This window comes from Marinobacter goseongensis (assembly GCF_023156235.1).
GTDB classification, from domain to species: domain Bacteria; phylum Pseudomonadota; class Gammaproteobacteria; order Pseudomonadales; family Oleiphilaceae; genus Marinobacter; species Marinobacter goseongensis.
On record NZ_JAKZAI010000005.1, the window covers coordinates 1 to 17379 of the forward strand.

Here is a 17379-nt window from a genome sequence, read left to right on the forward strand (position 1 = left end):
TTATTATCGAATTCGGTGACCGCCTGGACGGCCACCTGTAATGGGGTGGGCAGTTACACAGATTTATTTACAGGCTCCCGCCGTCTCCTACTTTTTCACGCTAACCCGCGATGAACCATAAAAAAAGCCGACCACAGCAGTGGTCGGCTTTTTTGCTGAGGTCCGAAGGCTTATTTATCGTCTTCGGTCACCTCGTCCCAGCCCTCTTCCATGGAATCACCGGCTTCGTCCGCCGCCTCACCCATTTCTTCGCCCGCGTTCTCTGCACCTTCCTGCAGCTCACCCATGGCGCTTTCATCCTGGCCAGTCATTTCCTCAGCGCCTTCCTCGATGGAATCGCCAGCGTCATCCATCATTTCGCCCGCGTTTTCCGCGGCTTCCTCAAAATCGGCACCTTCGTCTTCCTGACTGCAAGCGGCAAGACCCAATGTCATCATCAGAGCCAGTGCACTCAAAGTTAGCTTGTTCATACCATGTCCTTTCGTTGGCGAATGTATATAACAGAGACAAGTTTATGGCCGACGGCCGGGGTAAGCAATTACACCGGCATTACCCTTTTGTTAACTCTCACAGCAAGTTAGCAGCATTCCATGGCCATTCAACCGATCCCGCCTGATATCTCCAGCCCGTCAAGCATCACGATGTGGTCCAGCCGCAACAGCTGACCGCGACCGATCAGCACGAACTCCCGACCGGCACGGTTGAACAGGTCGCGGATACTGTCGTGAACGATCTGCACCTGCCCCGCATCATCCCGATATACAATCTCCAGCAACCGCGCAGATGACAGGTACTCGCGAAGCAAGTGATGAACAGAACAGTGCGTTGAGGACGTCGCGTTGGAGAAATTCCCTGTAGCCATGGCTGGCGCTTCCCTGTGTTTGACCGGCGATCATCAGTCTGGCCCAAAACCGGACACCTCGCCAGTTTCCAATTTTTGACACCATAACCATGGCCCCAAACGACCAGTTTTCACACTCCATGTTGCACTGTCAGATTGTCCGACATAAAGTTAAGGCACATCCTGATGACTGGAGCCCAACAATGAACGCAAAAACCCGCGACAATATGCACAGCCAGGCGACACAGACCGCCGTTGAGAGCGTCAACGCCCCTGCCGCCTCGTCAAAGCCCGGCAAGGACTGGAAAGACCCGAAACGCTACCTGTGGCTGATGGGGCCGGCATTACCCGGCATCGGCCTTGCCGCCCTGGCCGGCTACGCCGTGGCCCCGAAAAAACTGCGGTCACTGGCCTGGACCGGTCCCGCCCTGGTGCACGGCGTCATTCCGGCACTGGATCGCGCCATTGGTGAGGACAAGAGCAACCCGCCGGAGTCCGCGGTGAAAACCCTGGAGCAGGACAAGTACTACGACCGCATCGTGAAGGCCTTCATCCCCACTCAGTACGCCATGACCTTCATGGGCGCCTGGCTGGCCAGCCGCAAGAATACGCCGCTGGCTGACAAGATCGGCATCACACTGACGGTCGGCGCCATCAACGGCGTTGGCATCAACACCGCCCATGAACTGGGGCACAAGTCCAACAAGCTCAACAAACTGATGGCCATGGCCGCGCTGGCGCCCACTGGCTACACCCACTTTGTGGTAGAGCACAATTTCGGCCACCACAAGCGCGTCGCCACACCGGAAGACCCGGCCAGCAGCCGCATGGGTGAGAGTTTCTGGAAATTCCTGCCCCGCACCGTGGTCGGTGGTATCAAGTCCGCCGTCAAGATTGAAAAAGCGCGGCTGGCACGCAAGGACAAGGGTTTCTGGACACTGGACAACGAATTGCTCCAGGGCTGGGCCATGAGTGCCGGCTTCTTCGGCGCCACCACGCTGATCTGCGGCCCGCGCGCAGTGCCCTTCCTGGCGGCCCAGGCGGTATACGGTGCCAGCCTGTTGGAGACGGTCAACTACGTCGAACACTACGGCCTGCTGCGTCAGAAAGACAGCAAAGGCAAGTACCAGCGCACCCAGCCAGAACACAGCTGGAACAGCAATCACATTGTAACCAACCTGTTCCTGTACCAGCTGCAGCGCCACTCGGACCACCACGCCCACCCGACCCGCAGCTTCCAGGCACTGCGTCACTTCGAGCACGCTCCGCAGTTGCCGGGCGGTTATGCCTCGATGCTGCTGCCGGCGTATCTGCCGTCCTGGTGGTACGAGATGATGGACAAGCGGGTGATCGATCACTACGAGGGCGATCTGAGCAAGATCAACTGGGATCCCGATCGCAAGGAAGAGCTGATGAACAAGTACGCCGACTATGCGGCGGCGGTAGCGGCTGAGGCCAAAAACCAGAAGGATTCCTCTTCCTCTGAAGAAGCTGCCTGATTTAACGGAGAAGGCCCGGTCAACGGGCTGATCTTTCCGGGCGCATACGGTTGATGCGGCTTCCCGGGACCGGCTGTGGCCAGGGATGGCCGCATCAGAGCCTGCATGGACGCACTTGTGGCGTGTCCCGGGAAGCCATACCAACCGTTTGTGCTTACTCCAGACTTAGAACCATTCGGACTTCATGTTCAGACAGGTATCATCCTGATTCCGCAACAACACCAGATCCTGCGCCACCGTCGGCAATTCCCAGTGGAAGAAATACTGGGCCGCCTGCAGCTTGCCCTGATAGAAGTTACGCTCATCGTCCGTGTTGGCTGACGCCAACGCGTTAGCCGCTGCGTTAGCCTGACGGAGCCACATCCAGGCCACGATGATGTGACCGAACAGATGCAGGTAGCAGGACGCGTTCGCCAGAGTTTTGTCCACTTCACCGCCCATCAGCGATTTACCCAGACTCTGGGTGACTTTCACCGCCTGCTGCAGGGTTTCACTCAAAGACAGCGCCCATTGCTGACAGCGGTCGGTGGTGGCCGCTTCCAGGTCCACCTGCATTTCCTGCATCAACAGCTGCAGGCCGTGGCTCTGGTCCTGCCAGATCTTGCGGCCCAGCAGGTCCAGTGCCTGGATGCCGTTGGTGCCCTCGTGGATGGGGTTCAGGCGGTTGTCGCGCCAGCACTGCTCCACCGGGTATTCGCGAGTGTAGCCGGCACCACCGTAGACCTGAATGGCCAGGTCGTTGGCCTTAGGGCCGTACTCGGAGGGCCAGGCCTTGATCACGGGGGTCAGTAAATCCAGCAGTTTGCCGGCTTCCATGCGCTTCTGTTCGTCGGGATGGGTGTGCTGGTCGTCCATCAGGCGGGCGCCGAACAGGCACAGGGCCAGTCCGCCTTCGCTGTAGGCCTTCTGGGCCAGCAGCATGCGGCGAACATCGGCGTGGTCGATGATCGGCACCTGTGGGGATTCCGGGTTCTTTTCACTGGCCTTGCGGCCCTGCAAACGGTCTTTGGCGTATTCCAGGCTGTGCATGTAACCACGATAGCCGATCACGGCCGCGCCGAAACCGACGCCGACACGGGCTTCGTTCATCATCTGAAACATGTACTTCAGGCCCTGATGGGGCTCGCCGACCAGGTAACCGTGGCAGGGCGCATCGTCACCGAAACTCAGGGCGGTAGAGGTGGTGCCGCGATAGCCCAGCTTGTGAATAAGACCGGCAAGGCTTACGCCGTTGCGCTCCGTGGGGTTGCCCTCCTCGTCCACCAGAAACTTGGGCACGACAAACAGGGAAATGCCTCTCACCCCCGCCGGTGCGCCTTTGATTTTAGCCAGTACCATATGAACGATATTCTCGGTGATGGACTGCTCACCACCGGATATGTAGATCTTGGCGCCTTTGATCAGGTAGTGACCATCCTCGGTGGGTGACGCCGAGGTGCGAATGTCTGCCAGGGAGGAGCCGGCGTGGGGCTCGGTAAGCGCCATGGTGCCACTGAAGCGGCCGCTGAGCATGTGCGGCAGGAAGGTGGTCTGCTGCTGCTCGTTGCCGAACACCCGGATGAGGTTGGCGGCAGCCGTGGTCAGAAACGGGTAGCCAGCCGTGCCGGGATTGGCGGCGGTGAAGAAACCATTGCAGGCGGCCATGACCGATTCCGGCAGCTGCATGCCGCCGAGCTCGTAATCGTAGCGACCGGCGATAAAGCCGGCTTCGGCGTAGGCGTCGAACGCTTCTTTGACCTGGGGCAGCATGTCGACTTCGCCGTTGACGAATTTGGGCTCGTCTTTATCCGCAGCGCTGTTGTGGGTGGCAAATTTTTCCCTGGCCATTTTGTCGGCGGTTTCGATGACGGCCTCGAAGGTATCGCGGTTGTGTTCGCTGAAGCGCTCGCGAGTGATCAGGCTGTCGGTATCGAGGACTTCGTAAAGCTGGAACGCCAGGTCGCGGCGGTCGATCAGGGTGTCGGTCATGCTTGGTCTCCTGTTAGTTGCCGATAGCCTCTCATACCTCCGTTTTTCGGGGAACCGGCATTTATGACATAATCATGGTGAATATCGCCAACCGACTCTGAGCAACCGGTGAACAAGAGTCCGGCGATCGGGCGTGAAAGGGAGCAAGCATGCGAACGGTTTCTGTCATCGGATTTGATGGAGCACTTGCCAGTGCCATTACCGGCATCATCGATCTTTTCCGGCTGGCCGGAGTCACCTGGGCACGGATTAACGGAGAAGCGCCGGAGCCGCACTTCGCCACGCGCCTGTTAACCCGGGACGGAGCGCCCTGCCGTTGCATCAACGGGCTTACCATCCTGCCAGACGGTGCCTGGAATGATCGAAGCCCGGCACAGAGCAACGCCGATCTGGTCATCATTCCCACCATCGGCGGGCCAATCGAGCCGGTGTTGAGCCGAAACCCGGAACTGATTGCGTGGCTGGGTGGATTTCAGTCTTCCGGCACAGGGCAGGTTCAGGTGGCCAGTAACTGCACCGGGGCGTTCATGCTGGCCGAGGCGGGTTTGTTGAACGGACGGCAGGCAACCACCCACTGGGGTTTCAGTAATCAGTTCCGGCAACGATATCCCGCGGTGGATCTGCACCCGGACAAGCTGGTGACGGTGGACAACCACATTGCCTGCGCCGGCGGCGGGATGGCGTGGTGGGATCTGGGGATTTATCTGGTGGAACGGTTTGCCGGGGCGCAGGTGGCGCGAGAACTGGCCAAGGCGTTCGTGATTGATGTGGGGCGCACCAGTCAGGCGCCCTACAGCGCCATGCAGGCACGCCGTTATCACTCAGACGCGGCAATTCTGAAACTTCAGGACTGGCTGGACCGTCACTTCAGTGGGGCAGTCACTTTGGCCGGTCTGGCCTTATTAAGCGGCCTGACGGAGCGGTCGTTGATTCGCCGCTTCAAGGCGGCCACCGGCGATACGCCCACGGGCTATCTGCAGGTTCTGCGCATTGAGGCGGCCCGCCAGCAGTTGGAACATTCCAGAATGGCGGTTGAAGAAGTGACACGGCGGGTTGGTTATGAAGACGTCAGTTCTTTCAGCCGCCTGTTCCGCAAACACACCGGCCTGGCGCCGGGGGCCTACCGAGCGCGGTTCGGACGGTAATGTTCAGACACCACCCACTGGCCCGCGTTATGCATCGTTAGTCATTGAAGGCCATGCCATGGCCGGTAACGTAAAGAATACCGACACAGGTGTAAAAATGGGGAGGTTCGCCATGACCGCACCGATCAGACAAAGCCAGGCAGACATCCTGAGCAAGCTGTACGACATGAAACAGAAGCAGATTGCCCAGGCCGCGCAACAGGGAAACAGCTTTCGCAATCAGGTACTTGAGGCCGAAGCCGAGGCCATTTTCAATGCCCTGAAAGCGGTCCGCTGACCCCCTTTCCGGCCGCCCGCTCCGGCAACCCACAGCGCGGCATTCAGGAGCCGTATTTCTTCAGGCGGCGGCTCCAGCGTTGTTTGGCGTAGCGGCGCAGGTTGGAAACATTGTCGGTTTCGTCCATGATCTCGGTGCCCAAAAGCGTCTCCAATATGTCCTCCAGCGTCACTATTCCAAGCCAGGTACCCAGTTCGTCATACACCACCGCCAGATGCTGGCGCTCCCGCAACATGTCCGAAAACAGAAACTCAATATTGGTGTTTCCTTTCACTCGCTTGATCTTCCGCATGTGATCGAGCAGTTTCACATCTTCGTCCAGGGTGATCAGATCGGCCCGGTGAAGGTAGCCAAGCGCCTCACCGTCTTCATCAATCACCGGATAGCGTGAGAAAGGCGACTTCTTCACCATCTCCCGGAACTCCGTCATGGTGATCGCCGGTGGAATCACCTTGCACACGGTTCTGGGCGTCATTACCGCGCTGGCCTTGATTTCATGGAACCTCAGCACGTTCTGAATCATTCTCCGTTCATCTTCGTCCAGCGCCTGCTGATCGCGACCGATCTCCGCCAGGGCGCTGATTTCGGCGCGGATATCCACATCGACCTCACCGGAACCGATGCGGCGGGTGATCTGCTTGGACAGCCAGATGAATGGCAGCAGCGACTTGATCATGAACCCGAGAATGGCAGGCAGGCGCGGCGCAATGGTGCGCCAGTATTTCGCACCAATGGTTTTGGGGATGATCTCAGAGAAGATCAGGATTGCCAGAGTCATGATGGCCGAGGCCGCCCCCAACCAGGCTTCCCCGAACACCACCGCAACTTGGGCACCCACGCCGGTGGCCCCTACTGTGTGAGCCACCGTGTTGAGAGTCAGGATTGCTGACAGTGGATCGTCAACGTTGTCCTTGAGTTTGCGGAGTTTGGCAAACAGTTTCGGGCTATCTTTCTTGAGAGACGCGATATAACTGGGCGTCACAGACAGTAGCGAGGCTTCAAGTATGGAGCACAGAAACGAAAAGCTGATCGACAGAACGGCGAATGCAACCAGGAGCGTCATAGAGACCTTGTGGACAGGAAGATATCGAAATTTTAACGAACGACCACAGGATTCGCTATGTTTTTAGCCCGGATTTCACACCCATCAGGCTCGTGGTCTGGCGGGGCTCAGAGCCCCGCTGCCACTTCTGTTCCCTGTCGGATTGCGCGTTTGGCATCCAGCTCCTCCGCCACATCGGCACCACCAATCAGATGGGCGCGAACGCCGGCTCCGGCGAGCTGGTCGTACAGTGCGCGGAACGGCTCCTGGCCGGCACAGATAATCACGTTATCCACGTTCAGCACCTTGCTCTCTGTCAGCTTGCCGTCCTTGTCCTTGATGGAAATGTGCAGGCCTTCATCGTCAATGCGCTCGTAACTGCAACCGCGCAACATGTCCACGTCGCGGTGCTTGAGGCTGTTGCGGTGCACCCAGCCCGAAGTTTTGCCCAGACCGCCGCCGACCTTGCCAGACTTGCGCTGCATCAGGTAGATCTTGCGGGGAGACGACGTCGGCTTGCGCTCCGCCAGCCCACCCGGGCCCTCAAACTCCGGGTTCACGCCCCACTCCGCCTGCCAGTCCGCCACGCTGACCTGCTCGCCTTCCAAGTGGTGGCTGAAATCGTGGGTGAGAAATTCACTGACGTCGAAGCCGATACCACCGGCACCGATAACCGCCACACTCTGGCCAACCGGCTTGTTGTGTCGCAGCACATCCAGATACCCCAACACCTTGGGGTGATCGATGCCGTCGATGTTCGGCGTACGGGGCTTGACACCGGTTGCGATGATCACGTCGTCAAAACCGTCTTCGGTCAGTTGTTGCGCGTCAACGCGGGTGTTGAGCCTGAGATCAATCTCCAGCAGCTCGATCTGGCGCTGGAAATACCGCAGGGTCTCGTAAAACTCTTCCTTGCCGGGAATCCGCTTGGCGTAGTTAAACTGACCACCGATCTTGTCGTCTGCTTCGAACAGCGTCACGTTGTGCCCCCGCTTGGCCGCCGTGGTGGCCGCTGCGAGCCCGGCAGGCCCGGCGCCAACCACTGCTACGCGGCGAACAACCGGCGCAACGGTCAACACCAGTTCGGTTTCATGACACGCTCGGGGGTTCACCAGGCACGACGCACGCTTGGCCTGAAAAACATGGTCCAGACAGGCCTGGTTGCAAGCGATGCAGGTGTTGATCTCATCGGCACGGCCCTGCTCGGCCTTGCGGACAAATTCACTATCAGCCAGCAGCGGTCTCGCCATGGACACCATATCGGCCTTGCCGGCCGCGAGGATGTCCTCGCCCTTTTCCGGGGTATTGATGCGGTTGGTGGTGCAGATCGGGATGTCCACTTCGCCATAGAACTTGGCCGTCACATCGGCGAAACCGCCGCGGGGCACTGACGTTACGATGGTGGGCACCCGCGCCTCGTGCCAGCCAATCCCGGTATTGATGATGGTGGCGCCGGCCTGCTCAATGGCCTTGCCCAGCGTCACGATCTGATCCCAGGTCTGGCCGCCCTCGACCAGATCCAGCATCGACAGTCGATAGATAATGATGAACTCGGGCCCCACCGCTTCGCGCATGCGGCGCACAATCTCGACCGGCAACCGCATGCGGTTCTCGTAGGGGCCGCCCCATTTATCGGTGCGTTTGTTGGTTCGCTCGCACAGGAACTGGTTAATGAAGTACCCCTCGGAACCCATCACCTCGACGCCGTCATAGCCGGCAAACTTCGCCAGCTTCGCGGCATCGACGAAATCGTTGATCTGACGTTCCACACCCTTGGTAGAGAGCGCCCGGGCCTTGAACGGACTGATCGGCGCCTTGGTGGCGGACGCAGACACAATCAGCGGCTGGTACCCGTAACGGCCAGCGTGCAGTAACTGCAGGCAGATCTTACCGCCGGCCTCGTGCACGGCGCCGGTGACATGCCGGTGCAACAGCGCTGTGGCTCGATTGTTCATGGTGGACGACAGGGGCGCCAACTGCCCGACCAGGTTGGGTGAGTATCCGCCGGTGACCATGAGCCCGACCCCGCCTTCAGCCCGCTCCGCAAAATACCGGGCGAACTTATGGATGTTCCAGAAGCGGTCCTCGAGACCGGTATGCATGGAGCCCATCAACACCCGGTTCTTGAGTTCCGTGAATCCGAGATCGAGAGGCTTCAACAGGTGCGGGTAGGCTTGGGTCATGGGGTATCTCTTGGTGTTTTCGGGGAAGCCAACATGGTAGCACAGCTAACTACGACTAATGTATGACACCCAAAGGGCCTATAAACCGGATTAATGGCCAGTCGACTTGACCTGCGGGACCGGCCACGTATCATCGGTGCTCGTATCAGACGAGCGGAGCACCCATGACCGAGAGGTCCGACGTGTCACACCAACCCGGTTATTTTCCGGCTACAGCCGAGGTGCATCTTCACCGGGGCCGTCTTCCGTATTTTCCAGACCCACCGCGTTCAGACTGAGTGTCCGCCGCTGACCGCGATTGCACGCGGTAATGCATCGACCGGTGCAGAACAGGTGGCCGGAGACTAAGCTCAGGCAACGATTAAACCTCCATCCATGAAATACAAGAAACCAATAAAGAGGTTGCGATGTCGCTACCGCTGGTTGTTTTACTGCCCTTTTTAGGGGCTTTAGCCGCGCCGCTGTTCGCCCAAGGCGGGCGTACGGCCATTGCCATAGCCGCATCGGTGCCAGCTCTCATAGCCCTGGCAGCGCTGTATCCGCACTGGCAGACCCTGGCTGACGGCGGCGTGGTGCTGCACAGCTACCCTTGGCTGCCACAGCTCGGACTGTCGTTCAGTTTCCGACTGGACGGCCTGTCGTTACTCTTTGCGCTGCTGATTCTGTTGATCGGCCTACTGATTATTCTTTATGCCCGCTACTATCTGAAGCCCCAAGAAAACGTCGGTAAATTCTACGCGCTGTTGCTGTGTTTCAAGGGCTCCATGCTCGGCATTGTGCTGTCCAGCAACCTGCTCCTCATGATGATTTTCTGGGAGCTGACCAGTCTGACCTCGTTCCTGCTGATCAGTTTCTGGACCCACAAACAGGACGCGCGCCGGGGCGCCCGGATGGCGCTGGCAGTGACCGGTGGTGGTGGTCTGGCACTGCTTGCCGGCATTCTGATCATCGGCAATATTGTCGGCAGCTTCGAGCTTGACGCTGTGCTGGCCGCCGGCGACCAGATCAAGGCTCACAGCCTCTACCCCGTTGCCTTGACCCTGGTGCTGCTCGGGGCCTTTACCAAATCGGCGCAGTTCCCGTTTCATTTCTGGCTGCCCCACGCCATGCAGGCACCCACACCGGTTTCCGCCTACCTGCATTCCGCCACCATGGTCAAAGCGGGCATATTTCTTATGGCCCGCCTCTACCCTGCCCTGGCAGGCACCGAGCAGTGGTTTTACATGGTCAGCTTTACCGGCATGGCCACGCTGCTCATTGGCGCCTATGTCGCCATGTTCAAACATGACCTGAAGGGCCTGCTGGCGCACTCCACGGTCAGCCACCTGGGCCTGATTACCCTGCTGTTTGGCATGGGGACTCAGCTGGCCGCGGTGGCGGCGGTGTTCCACGTGATCAACCACGCCATCTTCAAAGCGTCGCTGTTCATGGCGGCGGGCATTATTGACCACGAGACCGGCACCCGTGACATGCGGCGTATCAACGGGCTCTGGCGCTACATGCCCCACACCGCCACCCTGGCGATGGTGGCGGCCTCGTCCATGGCAGGGGTTCCGCTACTCAATGGCTTCCTGAGCAAGGAAATGTTCTTCGCCGAATCCCTGCAACTGAATCTGCCCGGGATCTGGGCGTGGCTGCCGCCGCTGGTGGCAACACTCGCAGGCATTTTCGCCGTGGCCTATTCGGCGCGGTTCATCCACGATGTATTTTTCAATGGCAAGCCGGTGGATCTCCCCATCTACCCGCCCCACGAACCGCCGCGGTATATGAAGATCCCGGTGGAGATTCTGGTATTCGCCTGCATCATGGTGGGCGTATTTCCCGCACTGTCAGTCGGCCCGTTGCTTTACGCCGCCGCCTCCGCGACCCTGGGTGGCGAGGTACCGGAATACCATCTGGCCATCCTGCACGGTTTTAATCTGCCACTGTTCATGAGTTTCGCCGCCTTCTTTGGCGGTCTGCTGATGTACAGCCAGCGGCAACGCTTCTTCGATTTCCATGCCCGCTTCCGTGAAATCGATGAGAAGGCAGTCTTCGAGGCCACGGTGTCCCGTATTGCGTCACTGGCGACCCGGTTCACCGGGCACATCGAGAACGGATCACTGCAGCGTTACGCGGGCCTGCTGGTCATCAGCGTGCTGGCAGTGGCCATCGCACCGCTGATGAACCTTGGTGTTTTTGTGGGTGAAAGCGGTTTGTCACCCGTCGACTGGCCAACCCTGATCGGCATTGGCATATTGATCCTGTGCGCGCTCGCCACCGCCGCGCTCCATCGTGAGCGTTTCTACGCGCTGGTCCTGCTCAGCGTGGTAGGGCTGATGGTGGCGCTGGGCTTCGCCCGCTTCTCCGCACCAGACCTCGCCATGACCCAGCTCTCGGTGGAGGTGGTCACTATTGTTCTGCTGATGCTGGCGCTGTTCTACATGCCGTCCTGGACGCCTATCGAAAGCAGCACCACCCGGCGGCTACGTGACATCGCCATCGCGCTGGCGGCTGGCGCCGGCATGACGGTGGTGACACTGGCGATGCTGACCCAGCCATTCGCATCCATCTCCGAATTCTTCCTGGCCAACAGCAAACCCGGCGGAGGGGGCACCAACGTGGTCAACGTGATCCTGGTGGACTTCCGGGGCTTTGATACCCTCGGCGAGATCACCGTGCTCGCTATCGCCGCTCTGGGCATCTACGCCATGCTCAAGGAGACCGCGTTGACACCGCCACCAGGTGACGGCCTCGGCCACAGATGGACCCGCGACGCCTACCCGCTGATGCTGCGCCAGATTGCCAGGCCCATGTTGCCCCTGGCCTTGATGGTTTCCGCCTACATTTTCCTGCGGGGCCACAACCTGCCGGGCGGCGGCTTCATTGCCGGCCTCATCACCGCGGTGGCTCTGATTCTCCAGTACATTGCCAGCGGCATGATCTGGACCCAGGACCGGGTACCGTTCCGATACCACAACATGGTCGGGCTCGGGCTGCTGTTTGCCACCATTGCAGGCGTGGGCAGTTACGCCTTTGGCTATCCGTTCCTGACCAGCACCTTCGATTACATCAGCTGGCCGATCGTGGGTAAATTCGAGGTAGCATCGGCGCTGGTGTTCGATCTGGGCGTATATCTGACGGTCATCGGGGCAACCCTGCTGGCTCTGGTCAGCATCGGGCGCCTGTCGCCCCACTCGGCCATCAAAAGCAAAAAGGAGGGCGCGTAATGGAGTTGGCTTTCGCTCTGGCCATTGGCGCACTGACCGCATCTGGTGTGTATCTGCTGTTACGGGCCCGTACCTTTCCGGTGGTGGTGGGGCTGACGCTGCTGTCTTACGGCGTCAACCTGTTTTTGTTCTCCTCCGGCCGTCTAGTGTCCGGTGGTCAGCCGATCATCGGTAGCACCGCTGCCTATTCCGACCCGCTGCCCCAGGCTCTGGTGCTCACGGCCATTGTGATCGGGTTTGCCATGACGGCGTTTGTGGTGGTGCTTGCCCTGCGCAACCTCGCCGACAACGACGACGATCATGTGGACGGGCGCCAGTCCGGCACCGATTCGAAACTGGATTCAGCCGAGGAGGTAACCGGTAAATGAATCATTGGCTTACCGCTCCCATACTGATCCCCCTCTTCGGTGGCATGCTGCAGGTCTTCATGGGTTACGCCCCCATCAGCCTGCGCCGCACCCTGGCGCTGACCACCACGGTGCTTCTGCTTGCCGCCTCCATTGTGCTACTGGTAATGGCCGACGACGGCAGCTATCGCGCCTACGCATTCGGTAACTGGCAACCGCCTTTCGGCATCGTTCTGGTGCTGGACCGCCTCGCCGCCCTGATGCTGGTGATGACGTCGGTGCTGGCGCTGTTCTGCCATCTGTACTCCATCGGCGGCGCTGATGAGGGCAATCGCCAATTCCATGCACTGTTCCTGTTCCAGCTGCTGGGGCTGAACATCGCCTTTCTGACCGGCGACCTGTTCAACCTGTTCGTCGCATTCGAGGTGCTGCTGATTGCCTCCTATGGCCTCCTGATGCATGGGGGCGGTACAACCCGAACCGTTCCGGGGTTGCATTACGTGGTGCTCAACCTCATCGGCTCTGCCATCTTCCTGATCAGTGTCGGCATGATCTACAGCGTAACCGGCACCCTGAACATGGCCGATCTGGCGGATAAAATGGCGGATGTTAGCGACGAGAATATTCACATTGTCAAAGCGGGCGGCATGATGCTGCTAGTGGTGTTCGGCCTCAAGGCGGCGATCCTGCCGCTGTGCTTCTGGTTACCCCGCGCCTATGCCAAGGCCACCGCGCCGGTTGCAGCCCTGTTTGCGGTGATGACCAAGGTCGGCATCTACGCGATCCTGCGGGTGTATTCCCTGGTGTTCGGTGATCAGGCCGGGGAACTCTCGGGGCTGGGCATGGACTGGCTTTTCCCGCTGGCACTCATCACCCTTGCCATGGGCGTCATTGGCGCCCTGGGCTCCGAGAGCCTGAAGACTCTGGTGGCCTGGCAGGTCATTATTTCCGTGGGCACCCTGTTGGCTGCCATGTCGCTCGGTTCCGTGGAAGGCACCTCGGCGGCGTTGTTCTACCTGCTCAACACCACCTGGGTGGTGGGCGGCCTGTTCCTGGTGGCGGATCTCATCAGTCGGCAACGGGGCACCGCGGCAGATAAAATCGTCACCGCGCCACGGATGCGCAACCGCACTTTCCTCAGCGTGTTGTTTCTGATCGGTGCCGTCGCTGCCGCAGGGCTACCACCGTTGAGTGGCTTCTTTGCCAAGCTGCTGATCCTGCAGTCTGTCACCCCCGGCCCCCAAATGGCCTGGCTATGGTCAGTGATCCTTATCGGCGGCTTCTTCTCACTGATTGCCTACAGCCGCGCCGGCAGCATCGTGTTCTGGCGGAACGTGGAGGGCCATATCGAAGATCCCGGCAAACTGAGCGGCACCGTCTCCGTGGCGGCCGGCGCGCTAGTGGCCCTGAGCATTGTGATCGTTGCCCTGGCCGGACCGATCAGTCGTTACACCGATGCCACGGCAGCCCAGTTGCATGACAGCAACGCCTACATCGGCATTCTGCAAACACCTATGGTCGGGGAGGACGAATAATGCTTGATCGTCTGAATTTTCCCCAGCCGTGGCTCAGCCTGCTTCTGTTCGCCATCTGGCAGTTCCTGAGTGACGGCATTTCCGGTGCCAGTGTTGTGCTTGGCCTATTTCTCGCCTGGCTGATCCCGCAGATCACCCAGGGATTCTGGCCTGAACGACCGGGTTTCATTCACCCCTGGCGTATGCCGGTATACCTGGCACGCGTGCTCATGGACATCATCGTCGCGAGCGTATCGGTGGCGCGGCTGATTCTCAGTCCGCGAGCGCCCAGCCCGATGTTTGTCTGCTACCCGCTCGAACTTGAACACCCGCTGGCCATATCCATCCTCGCCAGCACCATCTCCCTGACACCCGGCACAGTCAGCGCCGACGTCAGTGATGACAACAAGACACTGCTGATTCACGCCCTGGATGCGCAGAGTGAACAGGAGGTTATCGATGCCATCAAGACACGCTACGAGAAGCCCCTGCTGGAGATGTTTAAATGATCACAATAGCACTGTACATCACCCTGGCCATGGTCATGATTGCGGCCCTGCTGAATGTTTACCGGCTGATTCGCGGTCCCGATTCCCCTGATAGAGTGCTGGCGCTCGATACGCTGTACATCAACGCCATTGCTCTGATCATCCTGCTTGGTATTACGCTGGGTACACGGCTCTATCTCGAGTCTGCACTGCTGATTGCAGTGATGGGCTTTGTCGGTACCGTGGCCATGGCCAAGTACCTGAAGCGAGGTAGCGTCATTGAATAACGTAACGAACTCCCTGAAGGTATATGGAGGATGCCGGCCATGAACGAAATTGCCGAGTACATCATTGCAGCCCTGTTGCTGGTCGGGGGATTCTTCACCCTGGTCGGCGCCATTGGCCTGGCCCGTCTGCCGGACTTTTTCACTCGCCTGCACGGCCCGACCAAAGCCACAACGGTCGGTGTCGGCGCCATCATGCTGGCATCGGTGCTCTATTTCAGTGTGAGCCACGACGGCATCGGTATTTCCGAAATACTGATCACCGTGTTCCTGTTCATGACCGCACCGGTGAGCGCCAACATTCTGGCCAAGGCGGCCATGCACATCGGCGTCAAGTCCATGGACGACACCCGGGGGAAGCCCTGGGAGCAGTAGCCGCGAACGGGACGCCAAAAATGTCGTTGGCCAGACAGAAAATTGCCGTATAGTAGGCCCCCAAATTGAATCAAGGAGCCAACATCATGCTGAAAGTGAACGAGTACTTCGACGGCAAGGCCAAATCCATCGCGTTCCAGACCTCCACTCTCCCCGCCACCGTGGGTGTTATCAGCCCGGGTGACTATGAGTTTGGCACCAGCAAGAAGGAAACCATGACTGTCGTCAGTGGGGCCCTGACCGTGCTGCTGCCAGGCATGGAAGAGTGGATGACCTACGGTGCCGGCGAAAGCTTCGACGTGGCCGGTCAGGCCAGCTTCAAAGCAAAAACCGATATCGATACCGCCTACCTCTGCACTTACGAGTAACCGTCAGCTCACTGTCATCTGAGCGACATCCCAGAGCGAAATGCAGTATTCCTAACACCTGATTCGCTCTGGCTTTTTTCCTCTTTTCAAGGTTTTCGTTTGCCGCAAAATGTGTCAGATTTACCCCTGTTTCTCGCATAACATCAATAACTGAGAAAGAGGTACCGAGTAATGGCACAGACCCGAATTCTTCCACCAGCGGACAACGCTCACCAGTATCCGTTGCTGATCAAACAACTGCTGCTGTCCGGCCCCAGGTACTCGCCGGATCAGGAAATCGTTTACGCCAATCGCAGCAAGTACACCTACACCGATCTAGTCGAGCGGATTCATCGCCTGGCCAATGCCCTCACCGATGCCGGCGTAAAGCCCGGCGACACCGTCGCGGTGATGGACTGGGACACGCCACGTTACCTCGAGTGCTTTTTTGCCGTACCGATGATCGGCGCCGTGCTGCACACCATCAACGTGCGCCTGTCTCCGGAACAAATCGTGTACACCATGAATCACGCAGAAGACGACGTGGTTCTGGTGCATGATGACTTCCTGCCCATTCTGGAAGGCGTCAGCGGCGAGATCAAAACCGTCAAAAGCTACATTCAGCTGACCGACGAGAGCACCGCCAAGGCCACCAACCTGGAGACGGCCGGCGAGTACGAAGCCCTGCTGGCGAGGGCCGGAACCGAGTTTGATTTCCCCGATTTCGACGAAAACAGCGTTGCCACCACGTTTTATACCACCGGCACCACCGGCAACCCCAAAGGTGTGTTCTTCAGCCATCGTCAGTTGGTGCTCCACACCCTGGCCATGACCGGGTCGCTCTCAGCCTACGACGAGATGCCTCTGCTGAGATCCTCAACGGTGTACATGCCGGTCACACCGATGTTCCACGTGCACGCCTGGGGCGTGCCCTACGCAGCCACCATGCTGGGTATCAAGCAGGTCTATCCGGGTCGTTATGAACCCGAACTGCTGGTGGACCTGCTCAAGGAACACAAGGTGTCTTTCTCACACTGCGTACCGACCATCATGCAGATGATGATGGGTACCGAATCCATCAAGACCGCGGACCTCAGCAACTGGCACGTGTTGATTGGTGGCAGCGCCCTGACCCGGGGATTGTGCGACGCGGGTGCGAAGCTTGGCATCCGCATGTACACCGGTTACGGCATGTCTGAGACCTGCCCGCTGCTGAGCGTCACTCATCTCAAGCCGGAAGATCTGGAACTGCCGTTGGCCCAGCAGACCGCCAAGCGGGTGAAAACCGGGATCGCCGTGCCCATGGCCGAACTGGAAATTGTGGATCCGACCGGTCATCCGGTGGCCCATGACGGCGACGCCAAAGGCGAGGTGGTGGCCCGGGCCCCATGGCTGACCCAGAGCTACTTCAAAGAACCGGAAAAAGGCCAGGAGCTCTGGGAAGGCGGCTGGCTGCATACCGGTGATGTCGCCAGCATGGAACCGGACAACACCCTGGTGATCAAGGACCGCATCAAAGACGTCATCAAGACCGGTGGCGAATGGCTGTCCTCACTGGATCTGGAGAACCTGATCAGCCAGCACCCGGCAGTGGCCGGTGCGGCGGTGGTGGGTATTCCGGACGAGAAATGGGGAGAACGCCCACACGCGCTGGTTACGCTCAAACCGGGCGAGCAGGCCAGCCTGGAAGACATCCAGTCGCACCTGAAACAGTTTGTGGAAGCCGGCGAGATCAACAAATGGGCCATTCCGGCACAGATTGATTTCGTTGATGATATCCCCAAGACCAGCGTCGGCAAGATCAACAAGAAGCTGATCCGGGATCAGCTGAAGTAACGCCGAAACGGGGACGGATGGCCA

General features: G+C 59.3%; 16 protein-coding genes. 11 read left to right on the forward strand and 5 right to left on the reverse strand.

The window, feature by feature from the left end; translation table 11 throughout:
* Positions 1 to 170: 170 nt before the first annotated feature.
* Positions 171 to 470 (reverse strand): hypothetical protein, encoded by a 300-nt coding sequence (locus MLC70_RS05045; protein ID WP_248181993.1) that lies wholly within the window; start codon positions 468 to 470, stop codon positions 171 to 173.
* Positions 471 to 598: 128 nt separating this feature from the next.
* Positions 599 to 862 (reverse strand): hypothetical protein, encoded by a 264-nt coding sequence (locus tag MLC70_RS05050; RefSeq protein ID WP_248181994.1) that lies wholly within the window; start codon positions 860 to 862, stop codon positions 599 to 601.
* Positions 863 to 1044: 182 nt separating this feature from the next.
* Here MLC70_RS05050 and MLC70_RS05055 point away from each other — a divergent pair, with 182 nt between their 5' ends.
* The gene (locus tag MLC70_RS05055) at positions 1045 to 2340 is read left to right on the forward strand and encodes an alkane 1-monooxygenase (protein ID WP_248181995.1); all 1296 of its coding nucleotides are present in this window, start codon (positions 1045 to 1047) and stop codon (positions 2338 to 2340) included.
* 165 nt (positions 2341 to 2505) lie between these two features.
* On the opposite strand, the gene MLC70_RS05060 is transcribed toward MLC70_RS05055, so the two are convergent.
* On the reverse strand, positions 2506 to 4308 hold the full coding sequence (locus MLC70_RS05060; protein WP_248181996.1) for an acyl-CoA dehydrogenase: 1803 nt from the start codon (positions 4306 to 4308) through the stop codon (positions 2506 to 2508).
* Positions 4309 to 4457: 149 nt separating this feature from the next.
* Here MLC70_RS05060 and MLC70_RS05065 point away from each other — a divergent pair, with 149 nt between their 5' ends.
* Positions 4458 to 5453, forward strand: coding sequence for a GlxA family transcriptional regulator (locus MLC70_RS05065; RefSeq protein ID WP_248181997.1), 996 nt, complete (start codon positions 4458 to 4460; stop codon positions 5451 to 5453).
* 112 nt (positions 5454 to 5565) lie between these two features.
* Positions 5566 to 5730 (forward strand): hypothetical protein, encoded by a 165-nt coding sequence (locus tag MLC70_RS05070; RefSeq protein WP_248181998.1) that lies wholly within the window; start codon positions 5566 to 5568, stop codon positions 5728 to 5730.
* 43 nt (positions 5731 to 5773) lie between these two features.
* On the opposite strand, the gene MLC70_RS05075 is transcribed toward MLC70_RS05070, so the two are convergent.
* Complete coding sequence (locus tag MLC70_RS05075) at positions 5774 to 6793, reverse strand: CNNM domain-containing protein (RefSeq protein ID WP_248181999.1); 1020 nt, start codon at positions 6791 to 6793, stop codon at positions 5774 to 5776.
* 107 nt (positions 6794 to 6900) lie between these two features.
* A complete protein-coding gene (locus MLC70_RS05080; RefSeq protein ID WP_248182000.1) occupies positions 6901 to 8955 on the reverse strand; it encodes an NADPH-dependent 2,4-dienoyl-CoA reductase in 2055 nt (684 codons plus the stop codon).
* Between the two features lie 407 nt (positions 8956 to 9362).
* Between MLC70_RS05080 and MLC70_RS05085 the strand changes: the two genes are divergently transcribed.
* The 8 genes from MLC70_RS05085 to MLC70_RS05120 all read left to right on the forward strand — a co-directional run bounded on the left by MLC70_RS05085 (position 9363) and on the right by MLC70_RS05120 (position 17355).
* A complete protein-coding gene (locus MLC70_RS05085) occupies positions 9363 to 12164 on the forward strand; it encodes a monovalent cation/H+ antiporter subunit A (RefSeq protein WP_248182001.1) in 2802 nt (933 codons plus the stop codon).
* Positions 12164 to 12532 (forward strand): Na+/H+ antiporter subunit C, encoded by a 369-nt coding sequence (locus tag MLC70_RS05090; RefSeq protein WP_248182002.1) that lies wholly within the window; start codon positions 12164 to 12166, stop codon positions 12530 to 12532. Before MLC70_RS05085 ends, MLC70_RS05090 begins: the two co-directional genes overlap by 1 nt.
* The gene (locus MLC70_RS05095; protein ID WP_248182003.1) at positions 12529 to 14046 is read left to right on the forward strand and encodes a monovalent cation/H+ antiporter subunit D; all 1518 of its coding nucleotides are present in this window, start codon (positions 12529 to 12531) and stop codon (positions 14044 to 14046) included. The genes MLC70_RS05090 and MLC70_RS05095 overlap by 4 nt, the downstream gene beginning before the upstream one ends.
* Positions 14046 to 14534 (forward strand): Na+/H+ antiporter subunit E, encoded by a 489-nt coding sequence (locus MLC70_RS05100; protein WP_248182004.1) that lies wholly within the window; start codon positions 14046 to 14048, stop codon positions 14532 to 14534. The genes MLC70_RS05095 and MLC70_RS05100 overlap by 1 nt, the downstream gene beginning before the upstream one ends.
* Positions 14531 to 14800, forward strand: coding sequence for a K+/H+ antiporter subunit F (locus MLC70_RS05105; RefSeq protein ID WP_248182005.1), 270 nt, complete (start codon positions 14531 to 14533; stop codon positions 14798 to 14800). The genes MLC70_RS05100 and MLC70_RS05105 overlap by 4 nt, the downstream gene beginning before the upstream one ends.
* Positions 14801 to 14839: 39 nt before the next feature.
* Positions 14840 to 15172 carry a Na+/H+ antiporter subunit G gene (locus tag MLC70_RS05110; protein WP_248182006.1) on the forward strand — a complete coding sequence of 111 codons (333 nt, stop codon included), beginning with the start codon at positions 14840 to 14842 and terminating at the stop codon, positions 15170 to 15172.
* Between the two features lie 86 nt (positions 15173 to 15258).
* On the forward strand, positions 15259 to 15540 hold the full coding sequence (ppnP, locus tag MLC70_RS05115) for a pyrimidine/purine nucleoside phosphorylase (protein ID WP_248182007.1): 282 nt from the start codon (positions 15259 to 15261) through the stop codon (positions 15538 to 15540).
* A 171-nt stretch (positions 15541 to 15711) separates the two neighbouring features.
* The gene (locus tag MLC70_RS05120; protein WP_248182008.1) at positions 15712 to 17355 is read left to right on the forward strand and encodes a fatty acid--CoA ligase; all 1644 of its coding nucleotides are present in this window, start codon (positions 15712 to 15714) and stop codon (positions 17353 to 17355) included.
* Positions 17356 to 17379: the final 24 nt, after the last annotated feature.

Bases quoted from the DNA above. Each gene is read 5' to 3' on its own strand.
- MLC70_RS05045 (WP_248181993.1), bottom strand. From the start codon at position 470: ATGAACAAGCTAACTTTGAGTGCACTGGCTCTGATGATGACATTGGGT.
- MLC70_RS05050 (WP_248181994.1), bottom strand. From the start codon at position 862: ATGGCTACAGGGAATTTCTCCAACGCGACGTCCTCAACGCACTGTTCT.
- MLC70_RS05055 (WP_248181995.1), top strand. From the start codon at position 1,045: ATGAACGCAAAAACCCGCGACAATATGCACAGCCAGGCGACACAGACC.
- MLC70_RS05060 (WP_248181996.1), bottom strand. From the start codon at position 4,308: ATGACCGACACCCTGATCGACCGCCGCGACCTGGCGTTCCAGCTTTAC.
- MLC70_RS05065 (WP_248181997.1), top strand. From the start codon at position 4,458: ATGCGAACGGTTTCTGTCATCGGATTTGATGGAGCACTTGCCAGTGCC.
- MLC70_RS05070 (WP_248181998.1), top strand. From the start codon at position 5,566: ATGACCGCACCGATCAGACAAAGCCAGGCAGACATCCTGAGCAAGCTG.
- MLC70_RS05075 (WP_248181999.1), bottom strand. From the start codon at position 6,793: ATGACGCTCCTGGTTGCATTCGCCGTTCTGTCGATCAGCTTTTCGTTT.
- MLC70_RS05080 (WP_248182000.1), bottom strand. From the start codon at position 8,955: ATGACCCAAGCCTACCCGCACCTGTTGAAGCCTCTCGATCTCGGATTC.
- MLC70_RS05085 (WP_248182001.1), top strand. From the start codon at position 9,363: ATGTCGCTACCGCTGGTTGTTTTACTGCCCTTTTTAGGGGCTTTAGCC.
- MLC70_RS05090 (WP_248182002.1), top strand. From the start codon at position 12,164: ATGGAGTTGGCTTTCGCTCTGGCCATTGGCGCACTGACCGCATCTGGT.
- MLC70_RS05095 (WP_248182003.1), top strand. From the start codon at position 12,529: ATGAATCATTGGCTTACCGCTCCCATACTGATCCCCCTCTTCGGTGGC.
- MLC70_RS05100 (WP_248182004.1), top strand. From the start codon at position 14,046: ATGCTTGATCGTCTGAATTTTCCCCAGCCGTGGCTCAGCCTGCTTCTG.
- MLC70_RS05105 (WP_248182005.1), top strand. From the start codon at position 14,531: ATGATCACAATAGCACTGTACATCACCCTGGCCATGGTCATGATTGCG.
- MLC70_RS05110 (WP_248182006.1), top strand. From the start codon at position 14,840: ATGAACGAAATTGCCGAGTACATCATTGCAGCCCTGTTGCTGGTCGGG.
- ppnP (WP_248182007.1), top strand. From the start codon at position 15,259: ATGCTGAAAGTGAACGAGTACTTCGACGGCAAGGCCAAATCCATCGCG.
- MLC70_RS05120 (WP_248182008.1), top strand. From the start codon at position 15,712: ATGGCACAGACCCGAATTCTTCCACCAGCGGACAACGCTCACCAGTAT.